Here is a 17671-nt window from a genome sequence, read left to right as displayed (position 1 = left end):
AGCAGGCGCTCATAATCCACGTCCGCCTCGGCAAGCAGCACGTTCATGTGGCCGGGCATGCGGCCCGCCACAGGATGGATGCCGTAGCTCACCTTGGCCCCCCTGCCTTCCAGAAGATCGGAAAGCTGCTTGACCTTGTGCTGGGCCTGGGCCAGCGCCATGCCGTAACCGGGTACAATGACGACGTTTTTGGCGTCCTGCACAAGGCGCGCAATGGCATCGTCCCCGCTGCCCGCGCCCGCCGGGCCTGCCGGAGCCGCGGCTTCGCCAGCCGCGCCCTTGCCCTGGGCATAAGCCAGCAACCTGTCAAAACTCTGCGAGGCATCGCCCAGCATGAGGTGCACGCCCTCACGCCCGTACAGGGGCCGGGCTTGTCGTCATAGTTGCAGATAATGATGTTCTTGCAGTTTTCCACCGCAAGAATGGGCATGCCGTAGATGGGCGTGCCTTCCGCCGTGTTGGCTGCGGGGTTCACCACGTCGTTGGCGCCCACCACAACCACGAGGTCGGCCTCGGCAAACAGGGGATTCACCACATCCATTTCCAGCAGGCGCTCATAATCCACGTCCGCCTCGGCAAGCAACACGTTCATGTGGCCGGGCATGCGACCCGCCACAGGATGGATGCCGTAGCTCACCTTGGCCCCCCTGCCTTCCAGAAGGTCGGCAAGACGCTTGACCTTGTGCTGGGCCTGGGCCAGTGCCATACCGTAACCGGGGACAATCACGACGTTTTTGGCGTTCTGCACAAGGCGCGCGGTTTCTGCCTCTTCATTGCGCGCACCGCCCGCAGCAGCCGAAGGCGCAGAAGGCGCGGCGGAAGCGGGCTTGCTGGCGGGCGCGGCAGGAGCCACCACCGAGGACTCGCCCAGCAGGATGGAAAGCAGCTTTCTGTTCATGGCCCGGCACATGATGCGCGTGAGCAGAAAACCGGACGAACCGATAATGCCGCCGATGGCCACAAGCAGGGGATCGTTGACCGCAAAGCCCGCAATGGCTGCGCACACGCCGCCCATGGAGTTCAGCAGGGAAATGGTGATGGGCATGTCGGCCCCACCCACACGGATGGTAAAGCCGATGCCGAACGCCGTGCCGCTAAAGAACATCACGAAAAGGAAAAAGGCGGTCATGGTCTGCGGGAAGGCCGTGCCCATGAAGACGGAGAAGGCCATGACCGCAAGAATGCCCATGATGATCTTGGTATGGCCGTACAAAATCACCGGCTTTTGCGGCAAAAGCTGGTGCAGCTTGCCCGCGGCCACAAAGGAACCGGCAATGGTGGTCATACCCATGGCAAGGGCCAGGCAGGCGCTGCCGCGCTCGAAAGCCGAGGCCGCCCCCGTGTCCGCCAGCACGAGAAAGCTCACGATGGCCGCCGCTCCGCCGCCGATGCCGTGCAAAAAGGCCACCATCTGCGGCATCTGGATCATCTTGACCTTGTTGGACAGGGTAAGGCCCAGGGCCATGCCCACGGCAATGGACACCCACAGCGCGGGCGAGGCCAGGGAGCCATCCTTGAGCATGGTGACAAGAATGGCAAGCCCCATGGCCGACGCGCAGAAAAGATTTCCGCGCACCGCAGTGGGAACCCTGTTCATGAGACGCAGGCCGTAGAGAACAGCGGCCACCAAAATTCCGGCTATGATGTTGTAGGTCAGTGCACTCATAATCACAGCAACCCTTTCTTCCTGTTGATGGTTGGTGCAGGGGCCAGAGAAGGGCTACTTCTTTTTTCCGGCGACCATACGCAGCATTTTGTGAGTAATATCAAAACCGCCGAAAACGTTGACAATGGCCATACTTACGGAAATGGCCCCCAGAATGGTGAAGAAAACCGAACCGGCAAGATAGGTCGCTGTGACGGCACCAAGGATGATGACGCCGGAAAGCGCGTTCATGGCCGACATCAGGGGCGTGTGCAGCAGGCTCGGCACATGGCTGATGATCTTGTAGCCGAGCAGCGTGGCCACAACAAACACCGCCAGCAGGGTAAATGGATTCATGATGCCCTTCCTCGAAAACAAAGTGATTTTTGCCCGCAGCGGAAAGCCTTGCGGCCAATCCGCCGCTGCCCGCACAACCCGCGGGGCGGATTGTGGCGGGCGCAGAAAAAAAAGAAACGCCGGGCGCGGAATCTCCGCGCCCGGCGTGTGCCGCTTTACAGACCCATGGCCTCGCGCGCGCCGCGGTGCACGATCTGTTTGTCAATGGTGGTCAGCGTGCCTTCGACAATGGGATCGTTCCTGTCCAGAACAATCTTGCCGTCACGCGCCAGGAAGGAGAGCAGTTCGTAAATGTTGTTGGCAAACATCCAGGTGGAGCTTGTGGGCATCATGCCGGGGATGTTCTTGGTGCCGTCAATGGTCACACCGTGCTTTTCCACCACGGCGCCGGCTTCGGTCAGTTCGCAGTTGCCGCCCTGATCAACAGAAATGTCCACAATGCTGGAACCGGGGGCCATGGAAGCCACCATTTCCTCGGTGATCAGGATGGGAGCCAGCTTGCCGGGGATCAAGGCCGAAAGAATGATGATGTCGGCAGCCTTCACCAGGGGCTTCAGGGCCTCACGCTCCTTGTTCAGCCATTCCTCGCTCAGGCGCTGGGCATAGCCGCCCTCGCCGATGGCCACCTCGGCCGGCACGCCCACGTCAATGTCCTTGGCTCCCAGACTCTTGGACTGCTCGCGCGCGTCGGGGCGAATGTCCACCGCGGTCACCACAGCACCCAGACGCTTGGCCGTGGCCACGGCCTGCAAGCCGGCCACACCCGTGCCGATCACCAGCACGTTGGCGGGCTTGATCATGCCCACGGCTGTGCCCACCATGGGCATGAATTTGGCCAGACGGTTGGCGGCCATGAGCACACCCTTGTAACCGGCCACCGTGCTCATGGAGGTCAGGGCGTCCATGCTCTGGGCCCGCGAAATGCGCGGGATGCCGTCCAGAGTGATGCCGATGACGCCCGTGGCCGCCAGTTGCTTCATCGCCTCATGGTTCGCGGGAGCCGCAGGATGCAGGAAGGTGATCAGGTACTGGCCGTCCCGCACCATTTCCGCCTCGTGCCTGTTCACCTTTGTGTTGAACTGCGGCTCTTTCACTTTCAGGATAACATCGGCCTTGGCAAAAATGTCCTGAACATCGTCAACGATGGTCGCCCCGGCTTCGCGGTAGGCGGCGTCAGCAAAAAACGCGCCTTCGCCCGCGCCCTTCTCGACCAGAACCACGGCACCTTCGCCCACCATCTTCTTGACGGTGTCGGGCGTCGAAGACACGCGGCGCTCACCCTGCATGATTTCCTTCGGCACACCGATAGTCATACCCTGAAATTTCATTATGAGGCTCCTTACAGATTTTGATGATACTTCAAAAAACCTGATCCGCGAACACCGGCGCCTCACGCGCCGCCACACCCAAAAAGCAAAACATATGCCAAGATATTTTTGACAAATAACATATTGTATTTCAGCAAGTTGAAAACCAATACACCCTGCTGCTCCTGTGTTTGCTCCGCAAAGGAATGCACGACAGAATCATTTTGCGAAAAATTTCTCCCAATAAACCGAAATCGGTTCATCGAAAAAAAGAACACAAAAAAACGACCGGGCTGCCGGATTGCCAAAGCCCGTCACCCGGCGTACACAACTCCTATGCCTACGCAAATCGTGCTTGCCGTGCTGCTGGCCGCCCTGCTCCATGCCTTGTGGAACATCATTGTCAAGGGCGGGTCAAACAAGCTTTTTGAAACCGGCCTGAATGCCCTGGGGGGCGGGTTGGGCGCACTTTTTCTCCTGCCTTTTCTGCCTCCCCCCGACCCGGCCAGCCTGCCCTATCTCGGCATGTCGTGCATCTGTCACTTCACCTACTATATCTGCATCGCCGCGGCCTATGCAAAAACAGATCTGACCTTCGGCTATACCGTCATGCGGGGCTGCGCCCCCCTGTTCACATCCCTGGCCATGTTCCTGCTGGGCAGCCCGCTGAGCTTTGGTGCGTGGTGCGGCGTTCTCACTCTCTGCTGCGGCATCTTCTGCCTTGCAGGCGACAATGCGCGGCGTGGTGCGGCAAAAGGCACAACGCTCATTGCCCTGCGCACCTCCTTTGTCATCATGGGCTATACCCTGGCTGATGGGCTGGGGGCACGGCACAGCGGCAGCGCGGCAAGCTATGCCGCCTGGATCTTTGTGCTCAATGTCGTGCCGCTCCACGCCTTCATTCTCTGGCGGCACGGCGCAAACTATCTGCGCTATGCGCGCACGCGGGCGACTGTGGGCCTTTTTGGCGGGCTGGCCGGGCTTGGCTCCTACGGCATTGCCATCTGGGCCATGACACTGGCGCCCATTGCCGGTGTGGCGGCGCTGCGCGAAACCTCGGTCATTTTCGGCATGGTGCTGGCCGTGCTTTTTCTGGGAGAAAAATTCTCGCTCCAGCGGGCCGCGGCGGTTCTGCTTGTGGCCTGCGGCGCCATGATCATGAAACTGGCCTGATGCGCGGGCCGCCTGTCGGCAATACCGCTTCGTGAAAAAGAAAACTTGCCGCCCCCCAGCGGCCCCAAAGACCCGCAGAAAGAGCGGCACCTGAAAAGCCCGAGGGCCAGATGCTCAACGCTTGATGATGCGCTTGACGTCGATCTCTGTTTCTGACCAGTCCTTGTCCACCTTGCCGTGAATCTCCACCGTGTCCGCAGGAACGATGGTCTGGCCCGCAAATCTTCTTTCCGGAATCTCCACCGTGATTTCGCCGGTTTCGTCCCTGAAAACGTAGTCGTCGCCGCCAAGGCTCCGCACAATATGCCCCCTGAGCGCCACACGGGCATCATCGGCCATTTTCCCGGCCTGCTCCACACTGACAATGTCCGGCCCCGGACCTTCAAACCCTCCCCGGTTTCCAGCCATCGCCGAAGAAGACATGCATGCCGCAAGCAGTACACTCAAACACAGTATCTTTTCACGCATTTCCTTGCCTCCTTCCGGATTCCGTGCACGCGGCAAACGCGCACAGTCCCCACACATTCCGTGTTTTGTGTGACCGGCTGCATGCGCGCACAAGGCTGCGCCGATCACGCCAGCCCCCACAGGGCAGCGCCTTTTTTCAGACCAATGCAGCCCCCGCCTCACGGAGTTGCGCCACAACTTCCCTGTCTGCCGCAAGAAAGTCCAGATGCGCGGCCTCTTCCGGCCGCACCCAGCGCAATACCTGCCCCTCGGCGGCGCACGGTTCGCCCGCAAAGTCCGTAACATGAAAAAAATGCAGGCGCACGGTCAGGCCGGTTTCCGGATACCAGTGCTCAAGGCTCTGCCAGAAGCGCGCCGCGCGCACCCCGATGCCCAGTTCTTCCGCAAGCTCGCGCTTCAGGGCGTCCAGCGGGCTTTCCCCCGGCTCCAGCTTGCCGCCGGGAAACTCCCAGCAGCCTCCCAGAACCCCGCCTTCCGGGCGGCATGCCGCCAGGCAGCGCCCTGCACGCCAGACAATACCCGCGGCCACCTCAACATGAGCCGACCTTGCGCGCCCTTCCGCCGTTCTTGCCGCGTCAGTCTTCATTCCAGACCTGCCGGATTGCGTCCATGCGTTCTTCAAGAGAGGCCATTTCTTCCAGCAGGCTTTCGCCGCGCTGTCTGCACGCCTCAAAATCCCTGAGCAGTTCGCCGGAAAGGGCGTGGTCGGCATAGACCACAGGGTCGGCCAAGCGGGCTTCCACCTGCCCCTGCTGGTCCAGCACGGCGGCAAGCTCCTTTTCCAGCGCTTCGTACCGCGCCTGGAGCGGTTTCAACTCCTTGTAGCGGGCATTGCGCTTTTTGGCCTGCGCCCGTTTGGCACGCTTCTGCTCCTCCCGCGACAGGGGCGGGGCTGTGCTTTCCTCCCGCGCAACAGGCGTGGCGGCATCCGCGGCATCGTCTGCCAGCCGCCCGCGCCGCGCCGCGTCATAGGCGGCAAAATCCCCGTATGTGGTGAGCCCGTTTCCGCCCAGTTCCCAGGCTTCGGCCCCGATCTGCGACAGCAGCCACCGGTCATGGGCCACAGTGAGCAGCGTGCCGGAAAACTTCTGCAAGGCGGCGGCAAGCGCCTCGCGGCTCTCCAGATCCAGATGGTTGGTGGGTTCGTCCAGCAGCAGAAAGTTGCACCGCTTGAGAAAAAGGCTGGCCAGCACAAGACGGCTTTTTTCTCCACCGGAGAGGCTGTCGGTCTGCCGGTCAAAATACTCCTGCCCGAGCAAAAACAGCCCGAGCACGCTCATGAGTTCCTCTTCCGTGGTGCGCGGATCGGACAGACGGCGGATTTCGGCCAGTACGGTGGAACCGGAACGCAGGGTTTCCATCTGGTGCTGGGTATAATAGCCCATGCGCATCTGCGAGGCAGAGACCACGCTGCCGCCCAAACGCGCCAGCGTACCGGCCAGCAGCTTGAGCAGGGTGGATTTGCCGCAGCCGTTGGGCCCCACCAATGCCACCCGCTGCCCCCGGTAGAGCGTGAAGCTCAACGGCGGCCACATGCTTTTGCCGTCGGGAAAGCGGAATTCCAGATCAACGGCGGCCAGCATGATTTTTTCCGCATGCGGGGCTTCGGGCCAGGCAAAGTTCAGTTCCTTGCGGCGAGGCTCCGGACGGTAATCTTCCAGCTCTTTTTCCAGTTTTTTCGCCATCTTCTGGCGTGATCCGGCTTGCCGTGCCTTGGTGGCCTTGGCCCGGAACCTTTCCACAAAGGCCATCTTGCGCTCCAGATCGTCCCTGAGAGCGCGCGCCTCCCGTTCGCGCTGGGCATTGTATTCTTCCTGCAGGGCAAGGAAATGGCTGTAGGTAGCCTTGCGGAACAGGGGGCGGGACAGGCCCAGATAGAGCACATGGCTGCCCACCCTGTCCATGAACAGGCGGTCATGGGCCACAAAGACCAGCGCACCCTTGAAGTCCGCGAGGAAAGATTCCAGCCATTCCACGGCTTCCACGTCCAGATGGTTGGTCGGCTCGTCCAGCAGCAGCACGTCGGCGCCTGCGGTGAGCACACGGGCCAGCTTGGCGCGCTCGCGCCACCCGCCGGAAAGCTCGCGCAGCGTCCGCCCCCACTTGCGCTCGGCAAAGCCCAAACCGGAAAGCACTGCCTTGGCGCGGTGTTCGGGATTGTAGCCGTACAGGCTTTCCAGTTCGCTCTGGCGCTGCATGAGCCGCGCAAGGCTTGCCTCGTCCTTGCGCGCGGCGGCAGCGGCCCATTGCTCCCAGAACTCGCCCCAGTCGTGCAGCGCCTCCAGCACAAAATCCAGCAGGGGAGTGTCCAGAGCTTCTTCCGGAAGCTCCTGCTCCACATAGCCCAGACGGCAGCCACGCGGCATGATGACCCGCCCGCCGTCCGGCGCTTCCACCCCGGCCAGAAGGCGCAGCAGGGTGGATTTGCCGCAGCCGTTGGGCCCGCAGACGCACAGCCGCACGCCCGCATCTATTTCCAGAGAGAAGGAGTGGAAAATATCCCTGCCCCCGAAAGACTTGGAAAGCTCTTGCAGGGTGATCACAGCCAGCCCTCACGGCGGTAGCCCGCCACAGCCTCGGCCATGCCCTCCTCAAGGTTCACGGCAGGCACAAAGCCCAGTTCGCGGCCAATGCGACTGGCATCGCACAGCCAGCCTTCCTGACGCGCCTCACGGAATTTGTCCAGATTCCAGGACGGAGCGCGCCCGAGGCCGCGCCCGCGCAGCCGGGCGCTGACGGCATCGGCCGTGACGGCCAGAGCGGTGGATATGCCCGCGGCGCAGCCCATGAGGGGCAAGGGCAGGCGCAGAACGCGCAACGTGCGCTCCGTACCCAGCGCGCGGGCCATGCCCCGGCAAAATCCGGTCATGGTATGCGCATGCCCGTCACTGAGGTGATACACCCCGCGCGCCTTGGCGCCGCAGGCAAGCAGCACGGCCTGCGCCATGTCGCGCGCGTGCACCGCGCTGACCCAAAACTCCCTTCCCCATCCCGGGCTGACGGCCACCCCCCGCGCAACACCGCGAAAAACGGGCAGCAGCCCCCTGTCGCCCGAACCGTAGATAATGGGTGGCCGCAGGGTTACCAAGCCATCCCCCAGCGCGCGGCCCAGAATCTGCTCGGTGAGAAGCTTGGACCAGCCGTAGGCCGAAACAGGCGCGCACGGCGCATCATCACCCACACCGGGCAGGCGCGCGCCGGGGCCGGTGGCCGCCAGACTGGACACCAGAACAACACGGGCAGGGCCTCCCCCCCGCATCTTCAGGCGCTCCAGCGCCCCGGCCATGCTCCGCGCAGCCAGGGCATTGGCCCGCAGATAGTCCTGCCAGCCCAGGCCGAAAAGCAGGGCCGCCATGTGGATCACCACGTCCTGTCCGCCCAGGGCTTCTTCCAGCCCCTGACCGGACAGCAGGTCTGCCTGCGCCACGGACACCGCAGGCGGCAGATTCTCCACCCGCGAACGGCCACGCACAAGGCAGGTGACGCAGGCTCCGGACTCCAGCAGACGCGGCAGCACATGCCGCCCCACAAAGCCCGTGCCGCCGGTGAGCAGAACGTTTTTTCCCGCCAGAGAGGCCGCCGTCACCATGCCCCGATCTCCCGGCGGTAGATGCGGTACCGCTTGGTCAGGCGGCCCGAAAAATCTTCTATCAGGTCATTGACCGCCACATTGTCCTCCAATACCCAGGAGCCTTCCACCCACTGGAATTCCTTTTTCCGGCGGGCCTGTTCCAGCATGAAGTCCAGCAGCAGCAGTGGCAGGCCCAGGAGGCGGTATTCCTCGCGGATGCCGAAAAGAATGATGCGGTATCCGCTGCGGATTTCCGTGCGGGCACGCCACCAGTGCCAGACGGCGGAAAGCCCCAAACGGCCGTTGATCCGCCGCAGAAGCGGCGCCATGTCGGGCAGGGCCACCATGCCTGCGGCAGGTCGGCCGTCATGAAAAAACAGCACAAAAAACTCCGGGTCCAGAACGCTTTTCAGTTCCCGCACATGGCACTCGGCCTCTGCCTCCGAGAGGGGCGAAAATCCCCAGTTCTGCGCCCAGGAGTCCCTGTAGAGATCCAGCATGTCGCGGATGTCGCCGACCAGGGTGGCCCTGCTGGACGTGCGGCAGGAAAAACGCCCCTCGGCCCTGAGCCGGGCCACTTCCTGCGTGAGCCACTCCGGCAGGGCGAGGCGGTGCCGCTCGATGAGATAGGCAAAAAGATCCCGCTCCTTGCGCAAATGCCAGCTTTCCAGCATTTCGGCGTAGTACGGGGGATTCCAGGGCATCATGATCACCGGCGGCAGGTCAAAGCCGTCCACCAGCAGGCCGCAGGTATAATTGGCCGAAGGATTGAGCGGCCCGCGCATGAAGGCCATGCCCTGACCCGCCAGCCAGTCCCGCGCCGCGTCCAACAGGGCATGGGCGGCCGCAGGATCGTGCGCGCACTCGAAAAAGCCGAAAGCACCGCATTTTTCTCCCGCATAGTCATTGTATTTCCGGTCCACAATGGCCGCCACGCGGCCCACGGGCCGCCCCTGGCGCCGGACAAGAAAAAGCTCGCGGCTCGCCGACTCCCAGAAAGGGTGCGCGCCCGGCGTGAGGAGATCCTTTTCCTGACTTTTGAGGGGGGGGGTCCAGAGGGGATGGTTGCGATGGATGCTCCAGGGCAGATCCACGAACAGCGAAAAATCCTCCGCGGACCGCACTGCGTCGACAGAAAGCGTCATGGCGTGTCCAAGCGCAGACTGCCGCAGAACGCGGACAAATCTGCAATGTCCAGACGCTGGCAGGCTTCGGGCAGATCCCGCGCCAGGGCAAAAGCGCAGTCCGGACGCAAAAAATTGCCCGTGCCCACCTGTACGGCACGCGCGCCCACCAGCAGAAATTCCAGGGCATCTTCGGCCGTGAGAATGCCGCCCACACCCACCACGGGAATGCGCACGGCACGCGCAGCCTGCCAGACACAGCGCAGGGCCACGGGCTTGATGGCAGGGCCGGAAAGACCGCCCACCACATTGGCCAGTCCGGGCCTGCGACTGCGCAGATCCACAGTCATGCCCAGCAGGGTGTTGATGCAGGAGATGCTGTCCGCGCCAGCGTCTTCCACACTGCGGGCCATGAGCGCAATATCCGTGACGTTGGGCGAAAGCTTGACCATGACGTGCTTGCCGGGCGCGGCCCGCCGCACAGCGGAAGTCACCCGCGCGGCCAGCGCCGGGTCCTGCCCGAACAGCACTCCCCCGGCCTTGACGTTGGGGCAGGACACATTGACTTCCAGCGCGGCAATGCCTTCTTCCGCATCAAGGCGTTCGGCGAGCCGGGCAAAATCCTCCACCGACGACGCATAGATATTGGCAATAACCGCGGTTTCGCGCCAGGGCAGCGCGGGCAGCTTGAACCGGCAGAAAGCTTCCACTCCGTCGTTTTGCAGGCCCACGGCATTGAGCATGCCTGCCGCGGTTTCCACAATGCGCGGCAGGGGATTGCCCTCGCGCGGCTCCAGAGAAAGCCCCTTGACCACCAGGCCGCCCAGAGAGGCCAGTTCGCCGTAGGCCGCGTACTCCAGACCGTAGCCAAACGTGCCGGAGGCCGTGAGCACAGGATTTTTGAGCGTCAGGTCGCGGCTCTGCCCCTTGAGAGTGACGGAAAGATTCATGCGGGTCTCCAAATGCCGCAAAACCGGCAGCGCATGGCGAAAAGGAGGCTAAAGTTCTATCTGGTCCGCCCAGAAGACAGGGCCGTGGTTGCATATCTGCACCAGCCCCTGACGCTTTCCCGGCACGGGCCAGTTTTCCGTGGTTCTGGACACGCAGCCCAAACAGGCCCCCACGCCGCAAGCCATGCGGTTTTCCAGCGACAACTGGCAGCGCACGTTCAGCTTTGCGGCAAGGTTCTGGACAGTGCGCAAAAAAGGCGTGGGGCCGCAGGCCAGCACAAGACCCTTCTGCGCGGCATACTCGCCCATGCGCTCCTTGATGGTGAAAACAAGATTGCCCAGATCTCCCGGTTCATTTTCCTGAAGGCTGTCCAGAGGCACATGCTCGTTGATGCTGTCCACGGGATAGCAGCGGATGTTCTCGCGGTGGCCGAAGAGCATGCTCACGTTCCACGGCCGGGGATGCTCGTTTACATAGCCCACAAAGGGCACAATGCCCATGCCTCCCGCCAGCAGAAGGGTGGGGGTGTCCGGCTCCATGGCAAAGCCGTTGCCCAGCGGGCCCCATACACGCACATTATCGCCGGGCCGGAGTTCGGCCATGCGCTGCGTGCCTTTGCCGCGCACCTGAAAGAAGCAGATCATGTGCCGGGCCGTCATGTGGCAGATACCCAGGGGGCGCGCCCACAGAATATCCAGGCCGAAATTTTGGGGGCGGATCATGACAAACTGGCCGGGGCGATACTTCTCCCACGGGGGACGGGAAAGCCTGAGGGCAAAAAAACGGCGCTCACTGCCGGTCTGCCCGAAAGGCACAAGGTCCAGAACCGTCAGTTCGCAGGATGCCGGTTGCGAAGAAGATAGTGGTTGCGACATGCTCTGGTGTATAGTCTCAAGTTCGCCGACGGGTCAACCGGAACCGCCCCCCATGACATTGCCGGAATCTTCTCCCGGAGCGTACCGGTGCAGGTTCTTGCCCCGCGCTGCGTCCGCGGGAAAGGCGCTCTTTTCACAGCAGGGCAAGACATGTACACTGCCTTTTTGAGGAGACCGCCATGCACACCATCAGGGACGACATTTTTTCCGCCCGGCGCGAGCGGCTGCGCCGCGCCATGCACGCCCGCAGGCTGGACGCCCTGCTCGTCAGCCGGGCCGCAAACCGCTTCTACCTCTCGGGCTTTGAACTCCACGACCCCCAGTGCAACGAAAGCGCCGGACGGCTGATCATCACCGCCGACGGCCGCGACTGGCTGGCCACGGACTCCCGCTATCTGGACGCGGCGCGGCGTCTCTGGGACAACGAGCGCATCTTTCTCTATGGCGCGGACGCTGCCGCGGATCTGCACGGACTTTTGCGCCGCACAGGAAGCCGCATCGGACTGGAGGCCCAGGGTGTCAGCCTGGCCTTTGCCCGCGCCCTGACCCGTATGCCGGGCCTGTGGTGCGAGGCCGCCGACGGGCTGGTGGAAAAACTGCGCCGCACCAAGGACGCCCGCGAGGTGGCGGCTCTGGAAAAATCCTTTGCCCTGAACCACCGCCTGATGCGCCATATTGAAAAGGAATTGGAGCCGGGCCGCTCCGAGGCGGATATCAGTTGGCGCATCGAGCGTTTTTTCCGCGAAAACGGGGCATCGGAAATGGCTTTTGCCTCCATTGTGGCCACAGGCCCCAACGCCGCCCTGCCCCACGCCATTCCCGGCCACGATGTGGTGGGCGAAAACTGCCCCGTGCTGGTGGACACGGGCTGCCGCCTGGACGACTACTGTTCGGACCAGACGCGCACCTTCTGGGTGGGACCGGCCCCTACTGATACCTTCCGCCGCGCCCTTGACCTGACACGGCAGGCACAGGCCGCAGCCATCAACGGCATGCGCCCCGGCCTGCCGTTGAAAGACGCCTATGCTCTGGCCCACGCCGTCTTTGCCGCCGCCGGGGAAGAAAAAGCCTTTACCCACGGCCTCGGGCACGGTGTGGGGCTGGAAACCCATGAGGCCCCCAGCCTTTCGCCCCGCGCTCAGGGCGTTCTGGAGCCGGGCATGGTGGTCACCGTGGAACCCGGCCTCTACTATCCCCAATGGGGCGGCGTACGCTGGGAATACGCGGTGCTGGTCGAAGAAGGCGGAGTGCGCGTCCTGTGAAGGCCAATGGATGCGACGCCAAGTGCGTTTTTCTGGTGGGGCCGCGCGCTTCGGGCAAAACGAGTCTGGGGCGCATGCTGGCGCGCCAGACGGGCATGCCCTTTGTGGACACGGACCAGCACCTGCAGGAGGCTCTGGGCAAAAGCATCGCCCGCATCGTGGCCGATGAGGGCTGGCCCGCCTTTCGGGCGCACGAAAGCCGCACACTGCGGCAGGTTGCCGATCTCCATCCCGCAGGCTGCATTGTCGCCACCGGCGGCGGCATGGTGCTTGACCCGAAAAACAGGCTTTTCATGCGCGCACGGGGCCTTGTTCTCCACCTTGACGCTCCGGCCGCGGATCTGGAAGCCCGCCTGGCTCTTGAACCTCTGGCGGAACAGCGGCCTGCCCTCTCCGCAAGTCCGGCCCGTGATTCCCTGGCCCGCATGCTGGCCGAACGGGCTCCCCTGTATGCGCAGGCCGCACACCACCGCCTGGACGCAGCCCGCCCTCTGGGCGAAGTCTGCGCATGCGCCCTGCGCCTGCTGGGCGCGCCCCCACTTGCGGAAAAAAGCACATGACAGCCCGCGGGGAAAGAGAGCCGGCAATCTCGGTACTGCTGCCTGCCCGCAACGCCGCCGCCACCCTGCCTGCGGCCCTGTGCAGCCTGCTGGACCAGACCCCCGCACCGGGCTGCCCCCTGCCCGATTTTGAAGTCATTGTGGCGGACGATGGATCCACAGACCAGACCGCCCTGCTGCTCCGGAGCCTGCACGCCCAGGCCGCGCAAAAAAACATCCCTCTGCGCTGCCTGCACCTTCCGCCCAGCGGCCTTGCCCCGGCTCTCAATGCCGGTCTTTCTCTGGCGCGGGGGGCGCTCATTGCCCGCATGGACGCCGATGATACGGCCCATCCCCACCGTCTGGCTCTACAAGCGGCCCATCTCGCGGCCAATCCCGGCCTGTGCCTTTCGGCAAGCCGCGTTGCCTTTGGCGGCGACCCCGTCCGGGCCGCGGGTTTTGCCCATTTTGTGGAATGGCAGAACAGCTTTTGCAGTCCGCAAGAGCTTGCCCACATCCGTTTTCGCGATACCCCCGTCTGTCATCCTTCGGTCATGTTCCGGCGCGAAGCCGCCGAAAAATGGGGAGCGTACCGGCACGGGGACTTTCCCGAAGACTGGGAGATGTGGCTGCGCTGGCTGGACAGGGGAGCACGCATGGAAAAACTGCCCCAGACCCTGCTGGTCTGGAACGACTCCCCCCGGCGCGCCACCAGAGCAGACAGCCGCTACGCACGGCAGGCCTGCGACCGCCTGCGGGCCTTCTGGCTGGCCCGCCACCTGCGAAAACACAATCCCTTCCACCCACAGGTCTGGGTGCTGGGCGCCGGGCGCGTGGCCCGTGCCCGCCTGCGTCCGCTCTGGGAATACGGCCCGCAGCCCGTGGCCTTCATTGACATTGACCCCAAAAAAATCGGCAACCGTGTGGAAAATGTTCCGGTGCGCGGCAGGGGAGATCTGCCCCCGCCGGGACAAGGCTTTCTGCTCAACGCCCTGACCGCACACGGCGCGGCAGAGGAGGCTGCCTGCTGGCTTGAACAGGCAGGATACACAGACCGGGACTGGCTGCCCGCCTGAGTCTTTTGCCGCAGACCCGAAAAAATTTTCGGGAGTTTGCGAAATTTGTCACCAATACCCTTTGACAGAACAGCTGGCTGCGGTTAAGCTGCAAAAGCTTAACGTTTTTTCCTTCCTTCAATCCGCCACCCAACGGGAGGATATGCGGCATGCTGGACATCAACATCACTTTCTTCTTCCAACTGGCGAATTTTCTCATTGCCGTCTATATTCTCAATATCCTCCTGATCCGGCCTGTACGAAAAATCATCAAAGAGCGCAAAGGCGTCATGAACGGCATGGCCGAAGAGGCTGGTTCGTTTGAATACCAGGCTGAGGAACGCCTCAACAACTATGAGGCGTCTCTGGCTGGTGCCCGCCAGAACGCGGGCCTTGCCCGCGAGCAGGGGCGCGCCCTGGGTGCGCAGGAGCAGCAGAAGCTCGCGGGCGAGGCGCAGCAACAGGCCCGCGACATTCTGGAAAAAACGCGGGTATCCATGCAGGAGCAGGCAAAAAAAGCTCTGGCAGATCTGCGCGGACAGACCGGGGCTTTTTCCGACAGCCTTGCCCGGCGGCTTCTCAAGGGCTAGTTGCGGCTTTTTTCGGCGCTATTGGCGCATGCGCGCCGACAGGCAGAGCCACTTTCGGACACAAATTCTCGAACAGGGGGTGGGCCTTGAGCAAATGGAGACATGCGGGTTTTGTTCTGCCGCTGGTTTTTTGCTGTGCCGCACTGGCGGCCATACCCGCGGAGGCTCTGGCCTCCGGGGAGCACGCCGCGCCGCGGTGGGGGGATTTTGTCTGGCGTGTTCTGAACTTCATCATTTTTGCCGGTATCCTCTGGTACTTTGTGGGCGGACTGGCCAAACGCTTTTTCAAAAACCGCCGCGAAGGCATCAAAAGCGAGCTTGACGGCCTTGAGGCGCGCCGCGCCGCCGCGAGGGAAAAGCTGGCAGCGGTGGAAAAACGCATTGCCAGCCTTGACGCGGAGCGCGAGGCCATTCTGGCCGAAAGCAAGGCACAGGCCGAGGCCCTCCGGCAGGGCATTGTGGAGGAAGCCCGCCGTCAGGCAGCCCAGATTGTGGAGCAGGCCCGCCTGACTGCGGAAAATGAAGGCCGCGCTGTCTTTGCCGAAGTGCGCGCCGCCATTGCCGATGAGATCGTGGACGCCACCGAAAAGATCCTGCGCGCAAAGCTGGACGCCGGTGACCACGAAAAACTCATCGCCAACTCGCTTACCAAGGTGGTGCTCCATTGAACAACACCGCAGTTGCACGCAGATATGCCAACGCCATCTTCGCGTTGGGCAAAAAGGACGGAGACAAAGCCCTGAGCGCGCGCGGCGCATGTCTGGCGGCTCTTGGCGAAATGCTGGCTTCCGCCCCGCAGCTTGACCTCACGCTGAAAAGCCCTGTCATCAGCGTAGACGAAAAAAAAGCGGTTCTCGCCAAGCTGCTGGGCAAGCTCAAGGCCGACAACACATTGCGCAACTTCTGCTTTCTCTTGGCCGACAAGGAAAGGCTCGCCTTTCTGGCCGAGATCGCCGCGCGTTACGGCAAACTGCTGGATGAGGCCAAGGGTGTTATCCGCGGCCAGTGCGTCACGGCGGTCAAGCTGGCCGTGGACAAAAAGGCGGAAATCGTGAAAGCCCTGCAGGAAAAGGCCGGGGCCGACATTGAACTGACCTTTGCGGTGGACAAAAACATACTGGGGGGAATGGTGCTCAAAATGGGCGACCGGGTGCTGGACGCAAGTCTGCGCGCGCAATTGGCTATCCTTCGGGAGAATTTCAAGAGGGGTGAATAAGCACATGCAGATCAAAGCGGAAGAAATAAGCAAGATTATCGAGGAGCAAATCCAGAATTACGAGCAGCGCGTGGAGATGAGCGAAACCGGCACCGTGCTCTATGTCGGTGACGGCATCGCCCGCGTCTACGGCGTGCAGAACGCCATGTCCATGGAACTGCTGGAATTTCCCGGCGGCGTCATGGGTATGGTGCTCAACCTCGAAGAGGACAACGTGGGCGTGGCCCTGCTCGGTTCGGATGTGGGCATCAAGGAAGGCGATCCTGTCAAGCGCACCGGCAAGATCTTTTCCGTGCCCGTGGGCGACAAGGTCATGGGCCGCGTGCTCAACCCGCTGGGCGAGCCCATCGACGGGCTTGGCCCCATTGAAGCCGCGGAAGTGCGCGCGGTGGAAATCAAGGCGCCGGGCATCATCGCGCGCAAGAGTGTGCACGAGCCCATGCCCACGGGCCTGAAGGCCATTGACGCCATGACGCCCATTGGCCGCGGCCAGCGCGAACTGATCATCGGTGACCGCCAGACAGGCAAAACCGCCGTGTGTATTGACGCCATCCTGGCCCAGAAAGAAACCGACATCCACTGCTTCTATGTGGCCATCGGCCAGAAAAAGGCCTCTGTCGCCCTGGTGGCCGACACCCTGCGCCGCCACGGCGCGCTGGAATACACCACCATCATTTCGGCCACGGCCTCGGATCCTGCCCCCTTGCAGTACATTGCGGCCTACACCGGCTGCACCATGGCCGAGCATTACCGCGACAACGGCAAACACGCCCTGATCATTTACGACGACCTTTCCAAGCAGGCCGTGGCCTACCGCCAGATGTCCCTTCTGCTCCGCCGCCCTCCGGGACGCGAAGCCTTCCCCGGCGATGTCTTCTACCTGCATTCGCGCCTGCTGGAACGCGCGGCCAAGGTCAACGACAGTCTGGGCGCGGGTTCCCTGACCGCCCTGCCCATCATTGAAACCCAGGCCGGGGACGTGTCTGCCTACATTCCCACCAACGTGATCTCCATCACCGACGGTCAGGTCTATCTGGAGCCCAACCTGTTCAACGCGGGTGTGCGCCCGGCCATCAACGTGGGGCTCTCCGTTTCCCGTGTGGGCGGCGCGGCCCAGATCAAGGCCATGAAGCAGGTGGCGGGCACCATGCGTCTGGACTTGGCCCAGTACCGCGAACTCGCGGCCTTTGCCCAGTTCGGATCGGATCTGGACAAGGCCACCAAGGCAAAACTGGAACGCGGAGCGCGGCTGGTGGAACTGCTCAAGCAGACCCAGTACCAGCCCATGCCGTCCCACGAACAGGTGGCCTCCATCTACGCGGCCACCCGCGGCCACATGGACGATGTGCCGGTGGACAAAATCCGCGTCTTTGAGGCGGACATGCTCGCCTTCCTGCGCGATACCAGAAAGGATGTGCTGGACGCCATCAAGGACAAGAAAGTCATTGACGAGGCAGTGGAAAAAGCGCTTACCGAGGCCATTACCGCCTTCAAGCAGGGCTGGAAAGCCTAGGAGCCCCCAAGAGACGGGAGACAAG

18 protein-coding genes and 1 pseudogene are annotated in these 17671 nt (G+C 62.8%); 8 read left to right on the top strand and 11 right to left on the bottom strand.

Annotated elements, in window-relative coordinates:
- The 4 genes and pseudogenes from EII23_RS13335 to EII23_RS02630 form a co-directional block, all read right to left on the bottom strand.
- A partial coding sequence (locus EII23_RS13335; RefSeq protein WP_260424559.1) for an NAD(P)(+) transhydrogenase (Re/Si-specific) subunit beta occupies window positions 1-335 on the bottom strand: 335 nt, incomplete at its 3' end.
- Between the two features lie 494 nt (window positions 336-829).
- A pseudogene (locus EII23_RS13330) lies at window positions 830-1597 on the bottom strand (NAD(P)(+) transhydrogenase (Re/Si-specific) subunit beta); the annotation flags it as partial.
- 123 nt (window positions 1598-1720) lie between these two features.
- Entirely contained in the window at window positions 1721-2002 is a 282-nt protein-coding gene (locus EII23_RS02635) for an NAD(P) transhydrogenase subunit alpha (RefSeq protein WP_124791841.1), read from the bottom strand.
- 155 nt (window positions 2003-2157) lie between these two features.
- A complete protein-coding gene (locus EII23_RS02630) occupies window positions 2158-3330 on the bottom strand; it encodes an NAD(P) transhydrogenase subunit alpha (RefSeq protein WP_124791840.1) in 1173 nt (390 codons plus the stop codon).
- 315 nt (window positions 3331-3645) lie between these two features.
- Here EII23_RS02630 and EII23_RS02625 point away from each other — a divergent pair, with 315 nt between their 5' ends.
- A complete protein-coding gene (locus EII23_RS02625) occupies window positions 3646-4482 on the top strand; it encodes a DMT family transporter (RefSeq protein ID WP_124791839.1) in 837 nt (278 codons plus the stop codon).
- Window positions 4483-4596: 114 nt separating this feature from the next.
- On the opposite strand, the gene EII23_RS02620 is transcribed toward EII23_RS02625, so the two are convergent.
- The 7 genes from EII23_RS02620 to EII23_RS02590 form a co-directional block, all read right to left on the bottom strand.
- On the bottom strand, window positions 4597-4950 hold the full coding sequence (locus EII23_RS02620; protein ID WP_124791838.1) for a NirD/YgiW/YdeI family stress tolerance protein: 354 nt from the start codon (window positions 4948-4950) through the stop codon (window positions 4597-4599).
- Between the two features lie 136 nt (window positions 4951-5086).
- Window positions 5087-5536 (bottom strand): (deoxy)nucleoside triphosphate pyrophosphohydrolase, encoded by a 450-nt coding sequence (locus EII23_RS02615; protein WP_124791837.1) that lies wholly within the window; start codon window positions 5534-5536, stop codon window positions 5087-5089.
- Window positions 5526-7493, bottom strand: a complete 1968-nt coding sequence (locus tag EII23_RS02610) for an ABC-F family ATP-binding cassette domain-containing protein (protein WP_124791836.1) — start codon at window positions 7491-7493, stop codon at window positions 5526-5528. The genes EII23_RS02615 and EII23_RS02610 overlap by 11 nt, the downstream gene beginning before the upstream one ends.
- Complete coding sequence (locus EII23_RS02605; RefSeq protein ID WP_124791835.1) at window positions 7490-8539, bottom strand: NAD(P)-dependent oxidoreductase; 1050 nt, start codon at window positions 8537-8539, stop codon at window positions 7490-7492. The genes EII23_RS02610 and EII23_RS02605 overlap by 4 nt, the downstream gene beginning before the upstream one ends.
- Window positions 8533-9666 carry a hypothetical protein gene (locus EII23_RS02600; protein WP_124791834.1) on the bottom strand — a complete coding sequence of 378 codons (1134 nt, stop codon included), beginning with the start codon at window positions 9664-9666 and terminating at the stop codon, window positions 8533-8535. The genes EII23_RS02605 and EII23_RS02600 overlap by 7 nt, the downstream gene beginning before the upstream one ends.
- Window positions 9663-10595 carry a dihydroorotate dehydrogenase gene (locus EII23_RS02595; RefSeq protein WP_124791833.1) on the bottom strand — a complete coding sequence of 311 codons (933 nt, stop codon included), beginning with the start codon at window positions 10593-10595 and terminating at the stop codon, window positions 9663-9665. Before EII23_RS02595 ends, EII23_RS02600 begins: the two co-directional genes overlap by 4 nt.
- Before the next feature lie 48 nt (window positions 10596-10643).
- Entirely contained in the window at window positions 10644-11471 is an 828-nt protein-coding gene (locus EII23_RS02590) for a dihydroorotate dehydrogenase electron transfer subunit (protein ID WP_124791832.1), read from the bottom strand.
- A 179-nt stretch (window positions 11472-11650) separates the two neighbouring features.
- Between EII23_RS02590 and EII23_RS02585 the strand changes: the two genes are divergently transcribed.
- The 7 genes from EII23_RS02585 to atpA all read left to right on the top strand — a co-directional run bounded on the left by EII23_RS02585 (window position 11651) and on the right by atpA (window position 17646).
- Window positions 11651-12733: a Xaa-Pro peptidase family protein gene (locus EII23_RS02585; protein ID WP_124791831.1), complete on the top strand. Its 1083-nt coding sequence runs from the start codon at window positions 11651-11653 to the stop codon at window positions 12731-12733.
- On the top strand, window positions 12730-13293 hold the full coding sequence (gene aroL / locus EII23_RS02580) for a shikimate kinase AroL (protein WP_260424558.1): 564 nt from the start codon (window positions 12730-12732) through the stop codon (window positions 13291-13293). Before EII23_RS02585 ends, aroL begins: the two co-directional genes overlap by 4 nt.
- Window positions 13290-14348, top strand: a complete 1059-nt coding sequence (locus EII23_RS02575; RefSeq protein WP_124791829.1) for a glycosyltransferase family 2 protein — start codon at window positions 13290-13292, stop codon at window positions 14346-14348. The genes aroL and EII23_RS02575 overlap by 4 nt, the downstream gene beginning before the upstream one ends.
- A gap of 149 nt (window positions 14349-14497) precedes the next feature.
- Window positions 14498-14917, top strand: coding sequence for an ATP synthase F0 subunit B (locus EII23_RS02570; protein WP_124791828.1), 420 nt, complete (start codon window positions 14498-14500; stop codon window positions 14915-14917).
- A gap of 86 nt (window positions 14918-15003) precedes the next feature.
- Window positions 15004-15585 (top strand): ATP synthase F0 subunit B, encoded by a 582-nt coding sequence (locus EII23_RS02565; RefSeq protein ID WP_124791827.1) that lies wholly within the window; start codon window positions 15004-15006, stop codon window positions 15583-15585.
- On the top strand, window positions 15582-16133 hold the full coding sequence (atpH, locus tag EII23_RS02560) for an ATP synthase F1 subunit delta (protein WP_124791825.1): 552 nt from the start codon (window positions 15582-15584) through the stop codon (window positions 16131-16133). The genes EII23_RS02565 and atpH overlap by 4 nt, the downstream gene beginning before the upstream one ends.
- A 4-nt stretch (window positions 16134-16137) precedes the next feature.
- A complete protein-coding gene (gene atpA / locus EII23_RS02555; RefSeq protein WP_124791823.1) occupies window positions 16138-17646 on the top strand; it encodes a F0F1 ATP synthase subunit alpha in 1509 nt (502 codons plus the stop codon).
- Window positions 17647-17671: the final 25 nt, after the last annotated feature.

The organism is Desulfovibrio sp. OH1186_COT-070 (genome assembly GCF_003860215.1).
Lineage (GTDB): Bacteria > Desulfobacterota > Desulfovibrionia > Desulfovibrionales > Desulfovibrionaceae > Desulfovibrio.
The sequence above is the reverse complement of the archived record's forward strand: the minus strand, read 5'-3'. Positions and strand labels throughout refer to the sequence as shown.

Coding starts and splice junctions, on each gene's coding strand:
- EII23_RS02620 (WP_124791838.1), bottom strand. CDS start 4,950: ATGCGTGAAAAGATACTGTGTTTGAGTGTACTGCTTGCGGCATGCATG.
- atpA (WP_124791823.1), top strand. CDS start 16,138: ATGCAGATCAAAGCGGAAGAAATAAGCAAGATTATCGAGGAGCAAATC.
- EII23_RS02590 (WP_124791832.1), bottom strand. CDS start 11,471: ATGTCGCAACCACTATCTTCTTCGCAACCGGCATCCTGCGAACTGACG.
- EII23_RS02600 (WP_124791834.1), bottom strand. CDS start 9,666: ATGACGCTTTCTGTCGACGCAGTGCGGTCCGCGGAGGATTTTTCGCTG.
- EII23_RS02585 (WP_124791831.1), top strand. CDS start 11,651: ATGCACACCATCAGGGACGACATTTTTTCCGCCCGGCGCGAGCGGCTG.
- EII23_RS02575 (WP_124791829.1), top strand. CDS start 13,290: ATGACAGCCCGCGGGGAAAGAGAGCCGGCAATCTCGGTACTGCTGCCT.
- EII23_RS02615 (WP_124791837.1), bottom strand. CDS start 5,536: ATGAAGACTGACGCGGCAAGAACGGCGGAAGGGCGCGCAAGGTCGGCT.
- EII23_RS02605 (WP_124791835.1), bottom strand. CDS start 8,539: ATGGTGACGGCGGCCTCTCTGGCGGGAAAAAACGTTCTGCTCACCGGC.
- EII23_RS02630 (WP_124791840.1), bottom strand. CDS start 3,330: ATGAAATTTCAGGGTATGACTATCGGTGTGCCGAAGGAAATCATGCAG.
- EII23_RS02625 (WP_124791839.1), top strand. CDS start 3,646: ATGCCTACGCAAATCGTGCTTGCCGTGCTGCTGGCCGCCCTGCTCCAT.
- EII23_RS02570 (WP_124791828.1), top strand. CDS start 14,498: ATGCTGGACATCAACATCACTTTCTTCTTCCAACTGGCGAATTTTCTC.
- EII23_RS02635 (WP_124791841.1), bottom strand. CDS start 2,002: ATGAATCCATTTACCCTGCTGGCGGTGTTTGTTGTGGCCACGCTGCTC.
- EII23_RS02595 (WP_124791833.1), bottom strand. CDS start 10,595: ATGAATCTTTCCGTCACTCTCAAGGGGCAGAGCCGCGACCTGACGCTC.